Annotated in this window: 18 protein-coding genes and 1 pseudogene; 16 read left to right on the top strand and 3 right to left on the bottom strand. The window is 71.2% G+C overall.

Annotated features, from left to right (window positions below):
* Positions 1-46 precede the first annotated feature (46 nt).
* The 4 genes from STRIP9103_RS02925 (at position 47) to STRIP9103_RS02910 (ending at position 3,896) form a co-directional block, all read left to right on the top strand.
* Positions 47-1,675, top strand: coding sequence for a flavin-containing monooxygenase (locus STRIP9103_RS02925; RefSeq protein ID WP_009297356.1), 1,629 nt, complete (start codon positions 47-49; stop codon positions 1,673-1,675).
* The gene (locus STRIP9103_RS02920; protein ID WP_009297297.1) at positions 1,672-2,637 is read left to right on the top strand and encodes an alpha/beta fold hydrolase; all 966 of its coding nucleotides are present in this window, start codon (positions 1,672-1,674) and stop codon (positions 2,635-2,637) included. The genes STRIP9103_RS02925 and STRIP9103_RS02920 overlap by 4 nt, the downstream gene beginning before the upstream one ends.
* Positions 2,634-3,539, top strand: a complete 906-nt coding sequence (locus tag STRIP9103_RS02915) for an SDR family oxidoreductase (RefSeq protein WP_009297398.1) — start codon at positions 2,634-2,636, stop codon at positions 3,537-3,539. The genes STRIP9103_RS02920 and STRIP9103_RS02915 overlap by 4 nt, the downstream gene beginning before the upstream one ends.
* Positions 3,540-3,644: 105 nt before the next feature.
* Positions 3,645-3,896: a hypothetical protein gene (locus STRIP9103_RS02910; protein WP_009297323.1), complete on the top strand. Its 252-nt coding sequence runs from the start codon at positions 3,645-3,647 to the stop codon at positions 3,894-3,896.
* Positions 3,897-4,003: 107 nt separating this feature from the next.
* Here the strand turns inward: STRIP9103_RS02910 and STRIP9103_RS02905 are convergent, their stop codons facing one another.
* Positions 4,004-7,396: a S41 family peptidase gene (locus STRIP9103_RS02905; RefSeq protein ID WP_009297283.1), complete on the bottom strand. Its 3,393-nt coding sequence runs from the start codon at positions 7,394-7,396 to the stop codon at positions 4,004-4,006.
* A gap of 266 nt (positions 7,397-7,662) precedes the next feature.
* On the opposite strand from STRIP9103_RS02905, the gene STRIP9103_RS02900 reads away from it, so the two are divergent.
* From STRIP9103_RS02900 to STRIP9103_RS02875, 6 genes and pseudogenes are all read left to right on the top strand, one after another.
* Entirely contained in the window at positions 7,663-8,262 is a 600-nt protein-coding gene (locus STRIP9103_RS02900) for a TetR/AcrR family transcriptional regulator (RefSeq protein ID WP_048819580.1), read from the top strand.
* 225 nt (positions 8,263-8,487) lie between these two features.
* The gene (locus STRIP9103_RS02895; protein ID WP_009297327.1) at positions 8,488-10,737 is read left to right on the top strand and encodes an MMPL family transporter; all 2,250 of its coding nucleotides are present in this window, start codon (positions 8,488-8,490) and stop codon (positions 10,735-10,737) included.
* A 289-nt stretch (positions 10,738-11,026) separates the two neighbouring features.
* A complete protein-coding gene (locus STRIP9103_RS02890) occupies positions 11,027-11,539 on the top strand; it encodes a DinB family protein (RefSeq protein ID WP_048819590.1) in 513 nt (170 codons plus the stop codon).
* A 54-nt stretch (positions 11,540-11,593) separates the two neighbouring features.
* Positions 11,594-12,468, top strand: a pseudogene (locus STRIP9103_RS02885) (LLM class flavin-dependent oxidoreductase).
* Between the two features lie 15 nt (positions 12,469-12,483).
* The gene (locus tag STRIP9103_RS02880) at positions 12,484-12,801 is read left to right on the top strand and encodes a hypothetical protein (RefSeq protein WP_048819579.1); all 318 of its coding nucleotides are present in this window, start codon (positions 12,484-12,486) and stop codon (positions 12,799-12,801) included.
* A 132-nt stretch (positions 12,802-12,933) separates the two neighbouring features.
* On the top strand, positions 12,934-13,800 hold the full coding sequence (locus tag STRIP9103_RS02875) for an intradiol ring-cleavage dioxygenase (RefSeq protein WP_009297359.1): 867 nt from the start codon (positions 12,934-12,936) through the stop codon (positions 13,798-13,800).
* Between the two features lie 20 nt (positions 13,801-13,820).
* Here the strand turns inward: STRIP9103_RS02875 and STRIP9103_RS51155 are convergent, their stop codons facing one another.
* Both STRIP9103_RS51155 and STRIP9103_RS02865 read right to left on the bottom strand, forming a co-directional pair.
* A complete protein-coding gene (locus tag STRIP9103_RS51155) occupies positions 13,821-14,066 on the bottom strand; it encodes a hypothetical protein (protein WP_009297377.1) in 246 nt (81 codons plus the stop codon).
* Positions 14,067-14,134: 68 nt separating this feature from the next.
* Entirely contained in the window at positions 14,135-14,479 is a 345-nt protein-coding gene (locus tag STRIP9103_RS02865; RefSeq protein ID WP_009297316.1) for an SsgA family sporulation/cell division regulator, read from the bottom strand.
* 223 nt (positions 14,480-14,702) lie between these two features.
* On the opposite strand from STRIP9103_RS02865, the gene STRIP9103_RS02860 reads away from it, so the two are divergent.
* From STRIP9103_RS02860 to STRIP9103_RS02835, 6 genes are all read left to right on the top strand, one after another.
* Positions 14,703-15,770: an energy-coupling factor ABC transporter permease gene (locus tag STRIP9103_RS02860; protein ID WP_009297312.1), complete on the top strand. Its 1,068-nt coding sequence runs from the start codon at positions 14,703-14,705 to the stop codon at positions 15,768-15,770.
* 1 nt (position 15,771) lies between these two features.
* The gene (gene cbiQ / locus STRIP9103_RS02855) at positions 15,772-16,533 is read left to right on the top strand and encodes a cobalt ECF transporter T component CbiQ (RefSeq protein ID WP_009297347.1); all 762 of its coding nucleotides are present in this window, start codon (positions 15,772-15,774) and stop codon (positions 16,531-16,533) included.
* An 8-nt stretch (positions 16,534-16,541) separates the two neighbouring features.
* Positions 16,542-17,345, top strand: a complete 804-nt coding sequence (locus STRIP9103_RS02850; RefSeq protein ID WP_048819578.1) for an energy-coupling factor ABC transporter ATP-binding protein — start codon at positions 16,542-16,544, stop codon at positions 17,343-17,345.
* A gap of 75 nt (positions 17,346-17,420) precedes the next feature.
* Positions 17,421-17,885 (top strand): MarR family winged helix-turn-helix transcriptional regulator, encoded by a 465-nt coding sequence (locus STRIP9103_RS02845; RefSeq protein ID WP_009297379.1) that lies wholly within the window; start codon positions 17,421-17,423, stop codon positions 17,883-17,885.
* Between the two features lie 114 nt (positions 17,886-17,999).
* Positions 18,000-18,446, top strand: coding sequence for an organic hydroperoxide resistance protein (locus STRIP9103_RS02840; RefSeq protein ID WP_009297314.1), 447 nt, complete (start codon positions 18,000-18,002; stop codon positions 18,444-18,446).
* An 87-nt stretch (positions 18,447-18,533) separates the two neighbouring features.
* Positions 18,534-19,712 (top strand): serine hydrolase domain-containing protein, encoded by a 1,179-nt coding sequence (locus STRIP9103_RS02835; protein ID WP_009297385.1) that lies wholly within the window; start codon positions 18,534-18,536, stop codon positions 19,710-19,712.
* Positions 19,713-19,767 lie beyond the last annotated feature (55 nt).

Here is a 19,767-nt window from a genome sequence, read left to right as displayed (position 1 = left end):
CCAGTGATTACTGGCACGGAAGGGTTGTGGTGTGTGGAGGTGCCGGATGACCGAGCAGGGGCAGGGAGAGCAGGGGGAGGGGCAGGAGTACGAGCAGGAGGGTGGGCTCTCGTACGAGCATGTGCGGGTCGCCGTGGTCGGGTCCGGGTTCGGGGGGATCGGGGCCGCTGTGCGGCTGCGACGGGAAGGTATCACCGACTTCGTCGTGCTTGAGCGGGCCGGGTCCGTCGGCGGTACCTGGCGGGACAACGACTACCCCGGGTGCGCCTGTGACGTGCCGTCCCACCTCTACTCGTTCTCGTTCGCGCCCAACCCCGACTGGCCGCGCACCTTCTCCGGGCAGGAGCACATCCGGGCGTATCTGGAGCATGTGACGGACGTCTTCCGGCTCCGGCCGCACATCCGCTTCGACTCGGAGGTGAAGCGGATGAGATGGGACGGGGAGCGGCTCCGGTGGGAGATCGAGACCGGTCGGGGGCGGCTGTCCGCCGATGTCGTCGTCTCGGCCACCGGGCCGCTGTCCGATCCGAAGATCCCGAGCGAGGACGACCTTCCGGGGCTGGGTTCCTTCCCCGGCAAGGTTTTTCACTCCGCCCGCTGGGACCACGGCTACGACCTGCGCGGCAAGCGGATCGCGATGATCGGTACGGGGGCGTCGGCGATCCAGATCGTGCCGGCGATCCAGCCCGAGGTCGGCCGGCTGACCCTCTTCCAGCGGACGCCGCCCTGGGTGCTGCCCCGCGTCGACCGGGACATCAGCGGCCCCGAGCGGTGGCTGCACCGGCGGCTGCCCTTCACCACGCAGGCCCGGCGCGGACTGCTCTGGGGCATCCGGGAGTTGCAGGTCCAGGCGTTCACCAAGCACCCCGACCAACTGGGCCTGGTGGAGCGGATGGCCGAACGGCATCTGCGCCGGGCCGTCAAGGACCCGGCCCTGCGCGCCCGCCTCACCCCCGACTACCGCATCGGCTGCAAGCGGATCCTCCTGTCGAACACCTACTATCCGGCGCTCGCCCGGCCCAACGTGGACGTCGTCGCCTCCGGGCTGGCCAGGGTCGACGGCTCCACGCTCGTCGCCGCCGACGGGACCACCGCCGAGGCCGACGCGATCGTCTTCGGCACCGGGTTCCACGTCATCGACATGCCCATCGCCGACCGGGTCGTGGGCGCCGAGGGCCTGACGCTCGCCGAGGCCTGGGCCGACAGCGGGATGCAGTCGCTGCGCGGGGCCTCGATCGCCGGGTTCCCCAACTGGTTGACGATCATCGGGCCCAACACCGGCCTCGGGAACTCCAGCATGATCCTGATCATCGAGTCCCAGCTCAACTACATGGCCGACTTCCTACGGCAGGTGGACGTCCTCGGCGGCCGTGTCGCCCTCGACGCCCGCCCCATCGCCGTACAGGCCTGGAACCGGCGCGTCCAGGAGCGCCTGAAGCACACGGTGTGGAACACCGGGGGGTGCAGCAGCTGGTATTTCGACGCGAGCGGGCGGAACACGACCATCTGGCCGGGGACGACCACGGAGTTCCGCAGTGCCACGCGGCGCGTCGACCTGAGCGAGTACCAGGTGCTGCGGCCACCGGTGGCGGGTAGGGAGAACGACCGTACGCGCAATGACCGTACCGACAGTGGCCGTACGGCGAAGGTGACGAAGGTGGAGGCCGGAGCGTGACCCGACTGATGCATGTGAAACACGGGCCGTACGCGCCGCCCGTCGCCGCCCGGGAGCTGGCGGCCGTGTCCGCCGACGGGGCCCGGCTGCACGTCGAAGTACATGGACCCGAGGGCGCGCCGGCGGTGGTGCTCGTGCACGGCTGGACCTGTTCGACCGCCTTCTGGGCGGCGCAGCTGCGGGATCTCGCCGTCGACCACCGGGTCATCGCCTACGACCAGCGCGGCCACGGACGCAGCCCCGCCTCCGCCACATGCAGTACGGACGTGCTCGCCGACGACCTGGAGGCGGTGCTCGCGGCGACGCTCGCGCCGGACGAGAAAGCGGTGCTGGTCGGGCACTCCATGGGCGGGATGACACTGATGGCGGCCTCGGCGCGGGCCGGCTTCCGGGAGCACGCGGCGGCGGTCCTGCTGTGCAGCACGGGCAGTTCGCGGCTGGTCGCCGAGTCGCTGGTCGTACCCGTACGGGCCGGGAGCGTACGCACCTGGCTCACCCGGCGGATCCTCGGCTCGCGGGCGCCGCTCGGGCCGGTCACGCCGATCGCCCGGGCGATCCTCAAGTACGGGACCATGGGCCCCGGTTCGGCGCCGATGATGGTCGAGGCGTGCGCGCGGATAGTGCACGCGTGTCCCACGAAGGTGCGGTACGCCTGGTCGCACGTCCTCGACTCGCTCGATCTCGACCACGGTGTACGGGAGTTGACGGTGCCGACGGCGGTCGTCGTGGGCACCGCGGACCGGATGACCCCGCCGGTGCACGCGCGGGCGCTCGCCGCGGCGCTGCCCGACTGTGTGGGTGTGACCGGGCTGACCGGGGTGGGGCACATGGCGCCGGTGGAGGCGCCCGAGGCGGTCACCGCCCGGATCCGGGGGCTCGTGACGGCGTACGGGGAGACGAAGAGCGGGCGGGACGAGCGGACCATGACCGGGCGGGGCGAGTTGGAGGAGGCGGGCGCATGAGCCGGGGCAGCAGGGGAAGCACGCTTGAGGGGCGGGTCGCGGTCGTCACCGGGGCGGCGCGGGGCGTCGGGGAACTCCTCGCCCGGAAGCTCTCGGTGCGCGGGGTGAAGGTCGCGCTGGTCGGGCTGGAGCCGGACGAGCTGAAGCGGGTGTCGGAGCGGCTGTACGGGGGTGGGGGAGCGTACTGGCACGCCGACGTCACCGACCACGACGCCATGGCCCGGGTCGCCGAGGAGGTCAAGGAGCGCTTCGGGCGGGTCGACATCGTCGTCGCCAACGCCGGTGTCGCGAACGGCGGTCCCTTCGTGGACTCCGACCCCGACTCCTGGCGGCGCGTCATCGAGGTCAACCTCATCGGATCCGCCGTGACCGGACGGGTGTTCCTGCCCGCGCTGATCGAGAGCCGGGGCTATCTGCTGCAGATCGCCTCCCTCGCCGCGATGACCCCGGCGCCGATGATGACGGCGTACTGCGCCTCCAAGTCGGGCGTCGAGGCGTACGCGCACTGTCTGCGGGGCGAGGTCGGGCACAAGGGGGTGGGTGTCGGGGTCGGTTATCTGTCCTGGACCGACACGGACATGGTGCGCGGCGCCGATCAGGACCACGCCATGCGGGAGTTGAGGCAGCGGCTGCCCTGGCCGGCGGGCAAGACGTATCCGCTGGGGCCGGCCGTCGACCGGATCGTCGCCGGGATCGAGCGGCGGGCGAGCCATGTGTACGGGCAGTGGTGGCTGCGGGGGATGCAGGGCGTGCGCGGATACCTGCCCGGGATCATCGGGGCGGTCGCGCCCCGGGATGTACGGCGGTTCGAGGAGCGGTTGCGCGGGGCGGCCAAGGGGCTGGTGGGAGCCGGTGGGGCCGCCGATGAGCGGGAGCGGCGGGTGGGTGCCGGGGGCCGGTGACCGGGTGGGCCGTGACGTGGTGTGACTGATCGACATGCGTGCCGTGTTCGCCCGTGTTTGTCTGATCGAGCCCGATCCCCTCACCCACTACGGGAGTGAAAACACATGGGCATCAAGGACCAGTTCCAGGACAAGGCCGACGAACTCAAGCAGCAGACCAAGCGCAAGCAGGGTCAGCAGAGCCAGCAGGGTCAGCAGGGGCAGCAGGGTCAGAAGGAGTTGACTCCTGAGCAACTGCGTGAGCGGGCTCAGCGGGAGCGTGAGCGGCAGCAGCGTGGGCAGCGTGGGCGGCAGTCGGAGACGGAGCGTGAGCAGCAGGAGGCCGAGGACCGGTTCAGCCAGGACTACGACGTGTAGTTCCGGCCGGCTGCGGTTCGGCTTTGGCCAAGGCGTGGGGCGCCCTTCTCATGGAGGGCGCCCTTCTTTTGGAGGGGGCCTTCTTTTGGAGGGGCCCTGAGTCTTTGCTAACCCGAGGGGTGGGCGTTGCGTGGCGGCAGCTTCGGGCGGGTGCGGTTCGGGGCTTCTCTGTAGTCGGGCGGAGTGGCTGCCGGGTTGGTCTTCAGGAGGTCCAGGGCCAGGTGGACCGCGTCCGCCAGTTGGGCGTGGCGGCCCTCGGCCCAGTCGAGGGGGGTGCGGAGGACTTCCACGTCGGGGGTGACGCCCCGGTTCTCGATGGACCAGCCGTACGCGTCGAACCAGGCGGCGTTCATGGGGACGGTGATGACCGTGCCGTCGCCCAGTTGGTGGCGGCCGGTCATGCCGACGACGCCACCCCAGGTGCGCTGGCCCACGACGGGGCCCAGCTTCAGGAGCTTGAAGGCCGCCGTGATCATGTCACCGTCCGAGGACGTCGCCTCGTCGGCCAGGGCGACCACCGGGCCGCGCGGCGCGTTGGAGGTGTACGACACCGGCTGGGCGTTGCGGGTGAGGTCCCAGCCCAGGATCGTCCGGGTGAGCTTCTCGATCACCAGCTCGCTGATGTGGCCGCCCGCGTTGCCGCGTACGTCGACGATCAGGGCCGGCCGGGACACCTCCATGCGCAGATCGCGGTTGAACTGGGCCCAGCCGGAGCCGCCCATGTCGGGGATGTGCAGGTAGCCGCAGTGGCCGGCGCTCAGCTCCCGTACCACCGCGCGGCGTTTGGCCACCCAGTCCTGGTAGCGCAGGGGGCGTTCGTCGATCAGGGGGACCACGGCCACGCGGCGGGAGCGCCCCTCGCCCTCGGCCGACAGGAACGTCAGCTCCACCGTCGTACCGCCCGCGCCCGCGAGGAGGGGATACGGGCCCGTCATCGGGTCCACCGGGCGGCCGTCGACGTGGGTGAGCACCGCGCCCTCCCTGATGCCCGTCCCGGCCAGCGGCGAGCGTGCCTTGGAGTCCGACGAGTCGCCGGGGAGGATGCGGCGGACCATCCAGCCCTCGTCCCTGTGGACGAAGTTGGCGCCCAGCAGGCCCTGGCGGCGCTGGTAGTGGGGCGGGCCCTCGTTGCGGCGGGCGGCGGCGACGTACGCGTGGGAGGTGCCCAGTTCGCCCAGGACCTCGCGGAGGAGGTCCGCGAACTCGTCCGGGGACGCCACCCGTTCGACGAGCGGGCGGTACTGGTCGAGAACGGCGTCCCAGTCGATGCCGCTCATCCTCGGGTCCCAGAAGTACGCGCGGATGAGACGGCCGGCCTCCGCGTACGCCTGGCGCCACTCCGCGCCGGGGTCGACCTCGTGCATGATGCGCCGCAGGTCGATCCAGACGGTCGAGTCGCTGTCGCCGGGCTCGGTGGAGGGGACGGCACGCAGGTCGCCCTCGTCGACGACCACCAGTCGTGAGCCGTCGCCGCTGACCGTGAACCAGTCCAGGTGTTCGACGAGCTCGGACCTCTTCGCCTTGCTGATGTTGAAGTACTCCAGGGTCGGGCGCCCCGTCATGTCGGCCGGGTTGGCGAAGGTCTCGCCCAGCGCGCCCGAGATCGGCCAGCGCAGCCAGACCAGACCGCCGCCGGCGACGGGGTGGAGCGCCGAGTACTTGGAGGCGGTGACCGGGAAGGGGGTGACCCGGTTCTCCAGGCCCTCGATCTCCACGGTCACCGTGCCGCCGGTGTCCTCGGCCTCCGCCTCGGCCATGCCCCCGGCCACCGGGCGGCCGTCGGGGTTCAGGGCGAAGGGGGAGGGCGTGGCGGACGACAGGGGCACCAGGTACGGGCGGCAGCCCAGCGGGAAGGAGAGGTCGCCCGTGTGGACGTCGTACACCGGGTCGAAGCCGCGCCAGGACAGGAACGCCAGGTAACGGCCGTCGCTCGTGAACACCGGATTCTCGTCCTCGAAGCGGCCGTTGGTGACGTCGACGATGTGACGGTCCTTCATGCGCGCCATCTTGATCTGGCGGAGCGAGCGGCCGATGCCCGGGTGGGACCAGGTCAGCCAGGCGCCGTCGGGGGAGAAGGCGAGGTCGCGGACAGGGCCGTTGAGGGAGGTGATCAGCTCGGTGACCTCGCCATTCGGATCCTCGCGACCTGACCCCTCACCACCCGATTCCTCACCACCCGACTCCTCGCGACCCGGCTCCTCATCCTCCGACTCCTCGGCCCCTGCGGCGGCAGCCGTTTCGTCGGACACGGTGATGAGGAGGAGGCGGCCGTCGTGGGCGGCGATGGCGAGGCGTTCACCGGCGGGGTCCGACACCAGTTCCAGTACGCGGCCCAGTTCGCCGGAGGCGAGTCGGCGGGGCTCGCGGTCGCCGGATGCCCGGGGGAGGTAGGCGATCTCGATCGCGTCCTCGCCCTCCGCGTCCGTCACATACGCCACCTGCCCGCCGGAGCCGAGCATCTCGGGCAGCCGGACGCGTACGCCGGGGGCGTCGGTGATGGTACGGGCGGGCCCGTCGCGGTGGGTCAGCCAGTACAGGCTGCCGCGTACGACGACCGCGCTGGCCCGGCCCGTGTCGTCGACCGAGATGCCGTCGACGTGCTGCGCGGCCGGCACCTGGTACGACCGCCGGCCGGTGCGCGGGCCGCCGAGCCGTACGTCGAGGCGGCGGGGGACGGAGTCGGGGGAGAGGTCGTCGACGAGCCAGAGGTCGCCCGCGCACTGGTACACGACCCGGGTGCCGTCGCTCGCCGCGTGCCGGGCGTAGAAGGCGTCGTGGTCGGTGTGCCGGCGCAGGTCGGAGCCGTCGTACGCGCAGGAGTAGAGGTTGCCGACGCCCTCGTGGTCGGAGAGGAAGGCGATACGGCCGCCGACGAACATGGGGGAGTGGAGGTGGCCGACGAGGTCGGCCAGCAGCCGCTCGCCGTGCAGCCAGAGGCGGCCCATGGCACCGCCCCGGTAGCGCTTCCAGGATGCCGGTTCGTGCGGGGGCGTGCCCGTGAGCAGCAGGGTCTTGCGCTCGCCGTCGATCTCGGCGACCTGGATGGCGGAGGCCGGGCCCCAGGGCAGCTTGCGGCCGGGGTCGCCGTCGAGGCGGACCTTGTACGCCCAGGTGAAGTACGAGAAGGGCTCGCCGTGCGAGGCGACGGCCAGGATGTCCGAGTGGCCCTGCTCGTCGGGCGGGGTCCAGCCGCAGACCTCGGTGTCCGGGCTGCCCCAGTAGGTGAGGCGGCGGGAGGGCCGGCCGCCGTCCACCGCGGTCAGATGGATCTCCGGGACGATGTTGCGCCAGCTCGTGTACGCGATCTGGTGGCCATCGGGCGAGAAGCGCGGGGTCGCGACCTTCGTACGGTCGGCGGTGAGCCGCCAGGCGCGGTCCGAGCCGTCGAGCGGGGCCAGCCAGAGGTCATCCTCGGCGACGAAGCAGAGCCGGTCGCCGCTGAGGTGGGGGAAGCGGAGGTAGCCGGGGGTCCCGGCCGTGTTCTCGTAGGCGTCGCTCACCTCCCCATGCTTTGCTGGGTGGAGGGGCGCGGCAACTTGTGGGACGGGTGGCGGCGGGGAGCGTGAGCCAGCACACGTACGAAACGGTTTCGTTTCTCTGACTCTCAGGGTATCTTCATAGATGTACGAAACCGTTTCGTTTGGGAGGCGGGATGTCCGAGCTCTGCCATGGGAGACGGCCCCAGGTCCATCTGGCTCATCGGTCACATGGCATGCGGCCGGTAGCCTTGTCGTCTCGAACGTGCAGCCGGAGTAAGGGGAGTGGGATGACTGAGACCGCGACTGTGCGCCGCAGTCGGCTCACGCCCGAGCGTGAGGCCGAGCTCTACGCGGCCGTGCTCGACCTGCTCCGGGAGGTCGGCTACGACGCCCTCACCATGGACGCCGTGGCCGCGCGCACCCGGTCCAGCAAGGCCACCCTCTACCGCCAGTGGGGCGGCAAGGTCGAGCTGGTGGCGAAGGCGATGCGGGCCAACAAGCCGGGCAGCATCGCCGACGTCGACACCGGGTCCCTGCGTGGCGACCTGCATGCCCTCACCTCCCGTGAGGACGACTGCACCATCGAGCAGAACGCCCAGCTGATGCGGGGCCTGTTCATGGTGGTGCACGGCAATCCCGAGCTCCTGGCGGCGTTCCGGGAGCATCTGGTCGACCCCGAGATGGAGGAATTCCGGCGGGTCGTCCAGCGGGCGGTCGACCGTGGGGAAGTCCACCCGGACAACCCGGCGCTCGGCTACATCGTGCACATGATGCTGGGCGCCTTCGCCACGCGGACCCTCCTGGAGGACCGTCCGCCGACGCAGGCCTACCTCCGTTCGTACATCGACGCCGTGGTCCTTCCGGCCCTCGGTGTGCCGACCGACTGACACCTCCGCGTAGCAGCCGCCCTCTCCGGTGGCTGCCCCTTACCTGACGCGACCTCCCCCATCGTCGTCGGGCCGATCACCCCTGCGTAAGCCCCTGTCCCCGCACGGGCTTCAACACGCCCGCATGGGCGCCACCACGCCCCCGCACGGGCACCGCCATGCCCCCGCACGGGCTGATCAGTCCTGCCCTCCGCACGTCCACGACCTGAACGGGAGTACCGCCCCGTGGCCACATTCCTCTACAAACTCGGCCGACTCGCCTTCCGGCGACGACACTTCGTCGCCCTGATCTGGGTGGCCCTGCTGACGCTCGCGGGCGTCGGCGCGGCCAGTGCCCCCAGCGCGGGCACCACCTCCTTCTCCATACCCGGCACCGAGGCGCAGAAGGCCTTCGACCTGCTGGATGAGCGCTTCCCGGGCACGAGCGCCGACGGAGCGACCGCCCGTGTCGTCTTCAAGGCGCCGAGCGGCGAGAAGATGACCGACGCCGACAACAAGGCGACCGTCGAGGCGACCGTCAAGGAGCTGTCCCACGGCTCCGAGGTCGTCTCCGTCGCCGACCCGTACACCGCCAACGCCGTCAGCCGGGACGGCACGGTCGCGTACGCCTCGGTGTCCTACAAGGTCGCCGGCCCGGAGCTGAAGGACAGCACCCGGGATGCCCTGGACGAGGCCGCGCAGCAGGCACGGGACGCCGGGCTGACCGTCGAGGTGGGCGGTGACGCGCTCCAGACGGTCGCGGAGGCCGGGGCCGGCGAGGTCGTCGGCATCGCCATCGCCGCGATCGTCCTCGTCATCACCCTGGGTTCGCTGGTCGCGGCCGGGCTGCCGCTGCTGACGGCGATCATCGGCGTGGGCATCGGCGTCTCGGTGATCACCGCCCTCGCCAGCACCCTGGAGCTGGGCTCGACCACGTCCACCCTGGCGGTGATGATCGGCCTCGCGGTCGGCATCGACTACGCGCTGTTCATCGTCTCCCGCTACCGGTCCGAGCTGGCCGAGGGCCGAGAGCGCGAGGAGGCCGCCGGACGGGCCACCGGCACGGCGGGTTCCGCGGTGGTCTTCGCCGGCCTGACGGTCGTGATCGCCCTGGCCGGCCTCTCGGTCGTCAACGTCCCGATGCTGACCAAGATGGGCCTCGCGGCGGCGGGCACGGTCGTCATCGCCGTCCTGATCGCCCTGACCATGATCCCGGCGCTGCTCGGCTACGCGGGCCGGAAGGTCCAGCCGACGGGTGAGAAGAGCAAGCTGTTCGGCCGTCGTAAGAAGGCCGCGGAGGGCTCGGGGAGCCCGGAGACGGCGGCCAGGCCCAACATGGGCACCCGCTGGGCGAGCTTCGTCGTCCGCCGTCCCGTCGCCGTCCTGCTCCTGGGCGTCGTCGGCCTGGGCGCTCTCGCGGTCCCGGTCACCTCGATGGAACTGGGTCTGCCCGACGACGGCACACAGCCGACGTCCACCACGCAGCGCCGCGCCTACGACATCCTGTCGGAGGGCTTCGGTCCCGGCTTCAACGGCCCGCTGATGATCGTGGGCGACGCCAAGGCGAGCGACGACCCGCAGGCCGCCGCCACGGCGGTGGCCGACAAGATCAAGGGACTGGACGATGTCGCGGCGGTGGCCCCGGCCCAGCTCAACAAGGCCGGCGACACCTTCATCATCACCGTCATCCCGGGCTCCAAGCCCGCGTCGACACAGACCGAGGACCTGGTCCACGCCATCCGTGACACCGGTGCCGACATCAAGGCCGACACGGACGCGGAGGTGTTCGTCACCGGCCAGACGGCCATGAACATCGACTTCTCGCAGCGGATGAACGACGCGCTGGTCCCCTACCTGAGTCTCGTCGTCGGCCTGGCCTTCCTCCTGCTGATCCTGGTCTTCCGTTCGATCCTGGTGCCCCTGAAGGCGGCCCTCGGCTTCCTGCTGAGCGTGCTCGCCGCGCTGGGCGCCGTCGTCGCGGTCTTCCAGTGGGGCTGGCTGTCCGGCCTGCTGGGCGTCGAGGAGACCGGCCCGATCATGTCGATGATGCCGATCTTCATGATCGGCGTGGTCTTCGGCCTGGCCATGGACTACGAGGTGTTCCTCGTGACGCGGATGCGTGAGGCATACGTCCACGGCGAGAAGCCCAGCCAGGCCGTCGTGACCGGCTTCAAGCACGGCGCCCGGGTGGTCACGGCCGCGGCGATCATCATGATGGCCGTCTTCGCCGGCTTCATCACCTCCAGCGAGTCGATGGTCAAGATGATCGGCTTCGGCCTCGCCGTCGCCGTCTTCTTCGACGCCTTCGTCGTCCGCATGGCGATCGTCCCGGCGGTCCTCGCCCTTCTCGGCAAGAAGGCCTGGTGGCTGCCGAAGTGGCTGGACCGCGCCCTGCCGAACGTCGACGTCGAGGGTGAGGGACTGCGCACGCTCGACGCCGACGAGCCGAAGCGGTCGGACGAGGACGACGAGGAGAAGGAGCTGGTGCGCGCGTGACGAGCCGGTGAGCCGGTACGCGTCCGACGCACCGAGCGGTACGCGTCCGACGCACCGGCTCCCGAACAGGACCGCCGGTGAGGGCCCGTGGGGACGGGAGCCCTCACCGGCTTTCTGCGTCAGAGGGCGCCGACAGGAGAATGCGGGTCCGGCAGTTGCCCGGTGAGGGCTCGGTCGGACTCGATGACAACGCGATGGCAGGATTCGCCGACCGGTCCGACGACTTGACTCCGACTCATCCGACGGCGAAAGGGCGCGAGCAGTGACCGACGAAAACAGCGCGAACCGCATGGTCCCCACCCACCGCCCGGACCCACCCCTCTTCGGCAGTGAACGCGAGATGCTGCGGGCCTATCTCGACCACCACCGTGCGACCCTCGCGATGAAGTGCGAAGGCCTGACGGACGAGGAGCTGCGGCAGCGGTCGATGCCCCCGTCGACCCTGTCGCTGCTCGGCCTCGTCCGGCACATGGCCGAGGTCGAACGGGCCTGGTTCCGCCGTGTGTTCGAGGACCATGACGCGCCCATGGTCTGGTCGGACAGACACTTCGACTTCCAGGCGGCGTACGACGCGACCGCCTCGACCAGGGCGGAGGCGTTCGCGGCGTGGGAGGCGGAGGTGGCGAACTCCCGCCGGATCGAGAGGACGGCGGAGTCCCTGGATGTCGCCGGTTACCAGCCGAGATGGGAGGAAGAGGTCTCCCTGCGGATGGTGATGCTGCACGTCCTGCTGGAGTACGGCCGCCACAACGGCCACGCGGACTTCCTGCGGGAGGGGGTGGACGGGACGGTGGGCGCGTGAGCGGGCGGGCGTAATCCCGTTGTCGGGGAACCGTCCGCCGGATAGGAAGTCCTCATGACTGGACTCGGCGCCGTGTTCCGGCCCCAACTGCCCCCCGAACGACTCCGCGACATCGCCCGCCTCGCCGACGAGACCGGCCTGGAGGAGCTCTGGCTCTGGGAGGACTGCTTCCGGGAAGGCGGCATCTCGGCCGCGTCGGCCGCGCTGGCCTGGACCGAACGCGTACGAGTGGGCGTGGGCCTCCTCCCCGTCCCCCTCCGGAACGTCGCCATCACGGCGATGGAGTTGGCCACGCTGGACCGCCTGTTCCCGGGCCGTGCGATCGTCGGCGTGGGGCATGGCGTACAGGACTGGATGGGCCAGGTCGGCGCACGAGCCGACTCCCCCCCCTGACACTCCTCCGCGAACACCTGGACGCACTGCGTGCCCTGCTGCGCGGGGAGCGCATCACGACGGAGGGCCGCTACGTCAAGCTCGACGACGTCGCGCTGGACTGGCCCCCGGAGGGTGAGGTGCGGCTGCTGGCCGGAGCAACCGGCCCTCGCACACTCCGCCTCGCCGGAGAGGCGGCCGACGGCACGATTCTGCACGCCGGCACCGCGCCCGACGGCGTCCGCCGGGCACGCCAACTCATCGACGAGGGCCGGGAACTGGCGGCCCGCACCGACCCCCACCAGCTGATCGTCTACCTCCTCACCGCCACCGGCCCGGACGCCGCCACCCGGTTGCGTGCCGAACTGACCGCCGAGGGCCTGGCCTCCGTCCCGGACCTGGGCGTCGCCGGGGACGCGACCGCCGTGGCCAAGGCGGTCCAACGCCTGACGGACGCCGGCGCCGACATGGTCGTCCTCCAGCCGACGGGGGATGAGCCGGACCCGGAAGGTTTCGTGCGGTTCGTGGCGGAGGAGGTCCGGCCGCTGGTGCCGTAGGGCAGAATCCGTCCGGTGAGTGCGATACGACTCCGGAGGCGGGCGCGCCAGGCGGACAAGTCGGTTGCCGTCGCCGTGGGGATGGCGGACCTGCTGCTGTGCGGCGTGCTCCTTCTGACGGCGGCCGGGGTGCTGTTCATCGAACCCACCACCCGCGCGGAGGAGGCCGACGCCTGGGGTGTCGCGGGGCGGGTCTACGGTTACTGGCTCGTGGGTGGGCTGGTGGTCTTCTCGGTGTTGGGCATGGGCCGGGCCCTGCTCGCCCACCTGGTCACGATGCTCGTCGCGCCGGTCGTGCTCTTTCTGCTCCTGGTCCTGCCGACTTCGTTGTGACGTTCGTCGTGACGGAGGGCCCTCGTCGCCTGACAAGGGACCCATGGCCGACACCTGGGAATCCCACAGCGAGCGCCCATAGCATCACGCGCATTCCATGACGGGAACACTCAGAGAACGCGCGGGCACACCATGAGCGAGAAGAAGACGCACAGCCACAGCGGCAGTCACCACCACGACCACGAGGACGAGTTCGACAGAGGGCTCGCCCACGACCTTCCGGTGCTCGCTCGGCGCCGCATGATCGGACTGTTGGCCGGGGCGAGCATGGTCCCGCTGGTGGCGGCCTGTTCCGACGACTCCGCCGGCACGGACTCGTCGGGTTCCTCCTCGGGCTCCTCCGGTACGTCCTCCTCCGCGTCCGACGCCTCCTGCGAGACCATCCCGAGCGAGACGGCGGGGCCGTACCCGGGTGACGGTTCGAACGGCCCGAACGTGCTCAAGGAGAGCGGTGTCGTCCGGCAGGACATCACCAAGAGCTTCGGGTCGGCCGACGGTGTCGCCGAGGGCGTACCGCTGACGGTCACTCTGACCATCGTCGACCAGGCGTCCGGCTGCGAGACGCCCAAGGCGGGCGCCGCCGTCTACCTCTGGCACTGCGACCGGGAGGGCAGGTACTCCCTCTACTCCGACGGCGTCACCGAGGAGAACTATCTGCGCGGTGTCCAGGAGGCGGACGACAAGGGCCAGGTCACCTTCACGTCGATCTTCCCGGCCTGCTACACGGGCCGCTGGCCGCACATCCACTTCGAGGTGTACGGCAGCCTCGACGACGCCACCGCCGCCCAGAACATCGTGGCCACCTCACAGCTCGCCTTCCCCAAGGACGTCTGTGACACCGTGTACGCGACGGACGGGTACAGCCAGAGCGTCAGCAACCTCAGCCGGCTCTCCCTGGAGACCGACAACATCTTCAGCGACGGCTACGACCAGCAGCTCGCCACCATCGAGGGCAGCGCCGAGAAGGGATACACGGCCACGCTCACGGTCCCTGTGTGAGCAGACGGCGGCCCGCCCCCTCAGCCGAGGTGCGTCGTGTCACCCCATCGCACCAGCCGCCCGGGGGCGCCCCGGCCCGGCAACGGCACCGTCGACCCGGTCCGCTCGGCCTCCTCGTAGGCGACGTTCGCGGTGCTCTGCCCATGCCGTACGGCCCACAACCCGGCGAGCGAGTACGGGGGCGCCGGCCCACCGTCCGCCCTGGCCGCGGCATCGGCCTCCCGGGGCTCCCCGGCTTCCTCCATACCGCTGACGTGCGCTGTCATACATGACCCTCTGCCCAGCGGTCATGGACGGCACTCCGCCGCCCGCGGTGTTCCCGTAGCACTCGACGTCAGCGCACCACCGTCGTCGACGTGTACGTCCGCCGCAGGAACCGCATCAGCGCCTTCGTGTCGAACTGCATCACCTCGACACCCTCGGGGGTGTGGAACTCCATGACGGCCTGGACCCGGCCGCAGGGCCAGATGCTCACGGGGCCGACGGTGGTGGGGGCGCTCAGGCCGCGTTCGAGGAGGTCGCGGGAGAAGGTCCACTCGTGGGAGCCGGGGAGGTCGACGTGGACGGTGGTGGGGGCGTCGTCGGGGTCGTAGCGGAGGAGGACCGGCACGGTGTCCTGGTCCTCGGGGGAGTCCGTGACGACATGGGCCCGGGCGTACTGCTCGACGGTGACAGACATCGCGCGGCTCCTCACAGTGAGTTACCCCAGCAGAAGCTGTGAATCCGCTGTCTACTGCCTTTCCAATGTCGCATATTTTCGCCGTCGCGCCCGGGGAGGGGCTTCGCCGCTGCCGGGGCTCCAGCGATCCGTTCGCTAAACGGCTCTCTCGCGCTCTTGCAAGAAGGTTGCAATAGGGCTCTATCATCGTGAGGTTCCAGCCACCAGGAGAGCGAGCCCTCGCATGCACGTCCCCGACGGATTCATCAACGCCCCCGTCTCGGCGGTCGCCGGAGTCGTCGCCGCAGGTGCCGTCGCCGTGAGCCTGCGCGGGGCCCGGCGTGAGCTGGACGAGCGGACCGCGCCGCTCGCCGGGCTCGTCGCGGCGTTCATCTTCGCCGTGCAGATGCTGAACTTCCCGGTCGCCGCAGGGACCAGCGGACATCTCCTCGGCGGAGCCCTGGCCGCGATACTCGTCGGCCCCTACACAGGGATCCTCTGTGTGTCCGTCGTCCTGCTCATGCAGGGCATCCTCTTCGCGGACGGCGGCCTCACCGCCCTCGGCGTGAACATCGGCATCATGGCCGTCGTCACGACCGTCGTCGCGTACGCCGTCTTCCGGGTGCCGGCGAAGGTCCTGCCGAGGACTCGGCGCTCCATCACCGTCTCCGCCTTCGTCGCCGCCCTGGTCTCCGTGCCGGCCGCAGCCGCCGTCTTCACCCTCGTCTACGCCGTCGGCGGCACCACGGACGTGCCGATCGGCTCGGTCCTCACCGCCATGGTCGGCGTCCACACCCTCATCGGCATCGGCGAGGCCACGATCACCGCCCTCACCGTCGGCGCCGTCATCGCCGTACGCCCGGACCTCGTCCACGGCGCCCGCGGCCTGACCGCCCCGCTCAAGCTCCGCGTCAACGGCGAACTCGTCGACGTACCGGCCGCCGAGCCCGCCCGTGCCCCTGTCGCCACGGGCTCCCCCCGCAATCTCCTCCTCGCCGGGCTCGGCGTCTCCCTCCTCCTCGCCGGTGTCGTCAGCTTCTACGCCTCGGCCGACCCCGACGGCCTGGAGAAGGTCGCCGCCGACAAGGGCATCGACGCCAAGGCCGAGGAGCACGCCACCGCCGACTCCCCGCTCGCCGACTACGGCGTCCAGGGCCTCACCGACGCCCGGCTCTCCGGCGGCCTCGCGGGCGTGATCGGCGTCGGCGTCACCGTCGTCGCCGGGACCGGTGTCTTCTGGGCCGTACGCAGGCGCCGTACGAGCGAGGCCGCGTCGCCCTCCTCCGTGGCCGACGTCCCCGGGAAGGCCTGACATGGGCGCGGGCCACGCCCACCGGCTCTACCGGCACGCGCACTCACCCGTGCACGCCCTGCCCCCGCACACCAAACTCGCGGCCGTCTTCGCCTTCGTGGTGGTCGTGGTGTCGACGCCGCGCGAGGCGATGTGGGCGTTCGGGCTGTACGCGGTGCTGCTGGGCGGCGTGGCGTACGCGGCCCGCGTACCCGCCGGGTTTCTGCTGCGGCGGCTGCTGATCGAGATCCCCTTCGTCGCCTTCGCCGTGCTCATGCCGTTCGTGGCACAGGGCGAGCGGGTGGAGGTCCTGGGGATGTCGCTCAGCGTCAGCGGGCTCTGGGGTGCGTGGAACGTCCTCGCCAAGGGCACGCTGGGCGTCGCCGCCTCCGTCCTGCTCGCCGCCACCACCGAGCTGCGCGAACTCCTCCTCGGGCTGCAACGCCTCAAACTGCCGCCGCTGCTCGTCCAGATCGCGTCCTTCATGATCCGGTACGGCGACGTCATCACGGACGAGATGCGGCGGATGCGGATCGCGCGGGAGTCCCGTGGCTTCGAGGCGCGCGGCGTACGGCACTGGGGTGTGCTCGCCAAGTCGGCCGGGGCGCTGTTCATCCGCTCCTACGAGCGCGGCGAGCGCGTCCATCTGGCCATGATCAGCCGGGGGTACGCGGGCACCATGCCCGTCATCGACGAGGTGACCGCGTCCCGGGCGCAGTGGTCGTACGCCTTCGCCCTCCCCTTCACCGCGCTCGTCGTATGTCTGCTGGGATGGACTCTGTGACCCCCTCCATGGACCCTGTGACCGCCACGACCGCCGCCGGGGCCGCTGCCCGGGCCTCCGTCCCGTCCCTCGAAGTCGCCGGGCTCGCCTTCGCCTACCCCGACGGCCACCAGGCGCTGTTCGGCGTCGACTTCAGCATCGGCCGGGGCGAGCGGGTGGCGCTGCTCGGGCCCAACGGCGCCGGCAAGACCACCCTCGTACTCCACCTCAACGGCATCCTCACCGGGGGCGCCGGGACGGTGACCGTCGCGGGGCTGCCCGTCGGCAAGCGGCACATGGCCGAGATCCGGCGGAAGGTCGGCATCGTCTTCCAGGACCCCGACGACCAGCTCTTCATGCCGACGGTGCGGGAGGACGTGGCCTTCGGGCCCGCGGCTGCCGGGCTCAAGGGGGCCGAGCTGGAGGCCCGCGTGGACAAGGCCCTCGAACAGGTCGGCATGGTCGAGTTCAAGGAACGGCCGCCGCACCACCTCTCCTTCGGGCAGCGGCGACGCGTGGCCGTGGCCACCGTGCTCGCCATGGAGCCGGAGATCCTCGTACTCGACGAGCCGTCCTCCAACCTCGACCCGGCCTCGCGCCGCGAACTCGCCGACATCCTGCGGTCGTTGGACGTCACCGTCCTCATGGTCACCCACGACCTGCCGTACGCCCTCGAACTGTGCCCCCGTTCGCTGATCCTGAGCGAGGGGGTCATCGCCGCCGACGGCGCCACCGGTGAACTCCTCGCCGACGACGCGCTGATGCGGGCGCACCGGCTGGAGCTGCCGTTCGGTTTCGACCCGCGATCGGTGGACGCCGGGCCGCTTCGCTGACGGCTCCCTGATGGTGCCTGATGGTGGAGGTGGCCCGTCGATGGTGGCGGTGGGCCGTCCGTGACAATGGGGCGCGTGACGAACCAAGAGGATGCCGCCTGGGACGGGTCGCTGCTCCTCGACGAGCATCTGTGCTTCGCGCTGTACGCCGCCCAGCGCGCGGTGACCGCCGCGTACCGTCCGCTGCTCGACGAACTCGGTCTCACCTACCCGCAGTACCTGGTCATGCTCTGCCTCTGGGAGCGCGGCGAGACCACGGTCAAGGACCTGGCCCTCGCCCTGCGCCTCGACTACGGCACGGTGTCGCCGCTGCTGAAGCGGCTGGAGTCGGCCGGGCTGCTGCGCCGCGAGCGGTCGGTCCGTGACGAACGGTCGGTCCATGTCGCCCTCACCGGGCGCGGCGAGCAGCTCAAGGAGCGGGCCTCGGGCATCCCGGCCACGCTGGCCGCGACCACCGGGTTGCGCGGCGACGATGTGGCCCGGCTGCGCGAGGAGTTGTGGGAGCTGGCGGTACGGGCCGGGAGGGCGGCGGGCCGCTGAGCGGTGACCTTGGATTACCCATGGTTACTACCCCCTGGTAACCCGGCGGCGCCTACCGACCGGTACCTTGTGCACGATGTATTCGTGCACTCGTGTCCTGGGGGAGGCCGATCAATGACTGACGGCGCGGCTGTCGACACCCGTCCGCTGAAGATCATGTACGTCGCCGAGGCCACCGCGCACGGCGGCCGGGACGGTTACATCACCAGCCAGGACGGCCGCATCGACCTGAAGGTCGCGATGCCGCCGGAGCTGGGCGGCGACGGCAACGGCACCAATCCCGAGCAGTTGTTCGCCGCCGGGTACAGCTCCTGCTTCCACAACGCGCTCGTGCTGGTCGGCCGCCGGGAGGGCTACGACCTGACCGGGTCCACCGTCGCGGCGAAGGTCGGCATCGGCCCCAACAAGCAGCGCGGCTACGGCCTCGCCGTCGCCCTCAGCGTCTCCCTCCCCGTCATCGACCAGGACATCGCCGCCAAACTCGTCGACGCGGCCCACCAGGTCTGCCCGTACTCCAACGCGACCCGCGACAACATCGACGTCACGATCGTGCTGGGCTGACCGCCGAGCGAGGAATCCCGGCCCGTGTGTGTACGTTGCACCCGTCATCGTGGCGAGTGGACGGACAGACGGACAGGGAGTACGGGCGTGGACGTGAACGGCGTGGTGGCCGAGGGCTTCGAGCCGGTCAGGGAGGCGTTCGTACGGAACTTCGAGGCGCTGGGGGAGCGGGGCGCGGCGGTCGTCGTGTACCGGCACGGCCGCAAGGTCGTCGATCTGTGGGCCGGCACCCGGGACGTGGACGGCACGGACGGCGACCGGCCCTGGCAGCCGGACACCGCCCAGATCATGCGCTCGGCGACGAAGGGCGTCGCCGCCGCCGTACCGCTGATGCTGGCCGAGCGCGGGGAACTGGACCTGGACGCGCCGGTGGGACGGTACTGGCCGGAGTTCAAGGCGCACGGCAAGGACGGGGTGCTGGTCCGGCACATACTGAACCACCGCGCCGGGCTCCCGCTGCTGGACCGTCCGCTCACCCCGGCCGAGGCGCTGGACCCGCGCCGGGGCCCCGAGGCGGTCGCCGCGCAGACCCCCGTGTGGGAGCCCGGCACCGACCACGGCTACCACCCGCTGACGTACGGCTGGCTCCTCGACGAGGTCGTGCGGCGCGTCACGGGCCGGGGCAGCGGTGAGTGGATCGCGTCCGAGATCGCCGGGCCGCTGGGGCTCGACCTGTGGCTCGGGCTGCCGGAGGCGGTCGCGGCGGCGGGCCGGGTGGGGCGCGCGGGCCGTCTGGAGGCCGCGCCCGAGCCCGCCGGCGGACTACGGCTCCGCCCGAAGCGCGCGGTCACCGAGGCCTACGACGACCCGGACTCCCTCACCCGTCGCGCCTTCGCCGCGATCACCCCGTTCCCGGACCAGAACGACCCCGCCTACCGTGCCACCGCCCTCCCCGCGACCAACGGCATAGCCACGGCGGAGGGACTGGCCCGCTTCTACGCCGCGCTGCTGGGCGAGGTCGACGGCGTACGACTCCTCAGCCCCGCGACGATGGAGGCCGCCCGAGCCGAGGAGTCCGCCGGCCCCGACCGGACCCTCGTCATCAACACCCGCTTCGGCCTCGGCTACATGCTCCACGGCAGCGCCTCCCCCCTCCTCGCCGCCGGTTCCTTCGGCCACCCCGGCCGCGGCGGCCCCCTCGGCTTCGCCGACCCCGAGTCGGGCATCGCCTTCGGCTACGTCACGAACGGCTACCGCAAGACGGTGACGGCGGACCCCCGCGCACAGGCGCTGGTACGGGCGGTGGGACGCGCGCTTCAGAGGTGAGGGGGCGCGCTCGTACGGGGCGGCGGTGAGGGGCGCTGGTCCGGCGGCGGTGGGG

Source organism: Streptomyces ipomoeae 91-03, assembly GCF_000317595.1.
Classification (GTDB): domain Bacteria; phylum Actinomycetota; class Actinomycetes; order Streptomycetales; family Streptomycetaceae; genus Streptomyces; species Streptomyces ipomoeae.
This window is presented reverse-complemented; position numbering and strand designations above follow the sequence as displayed.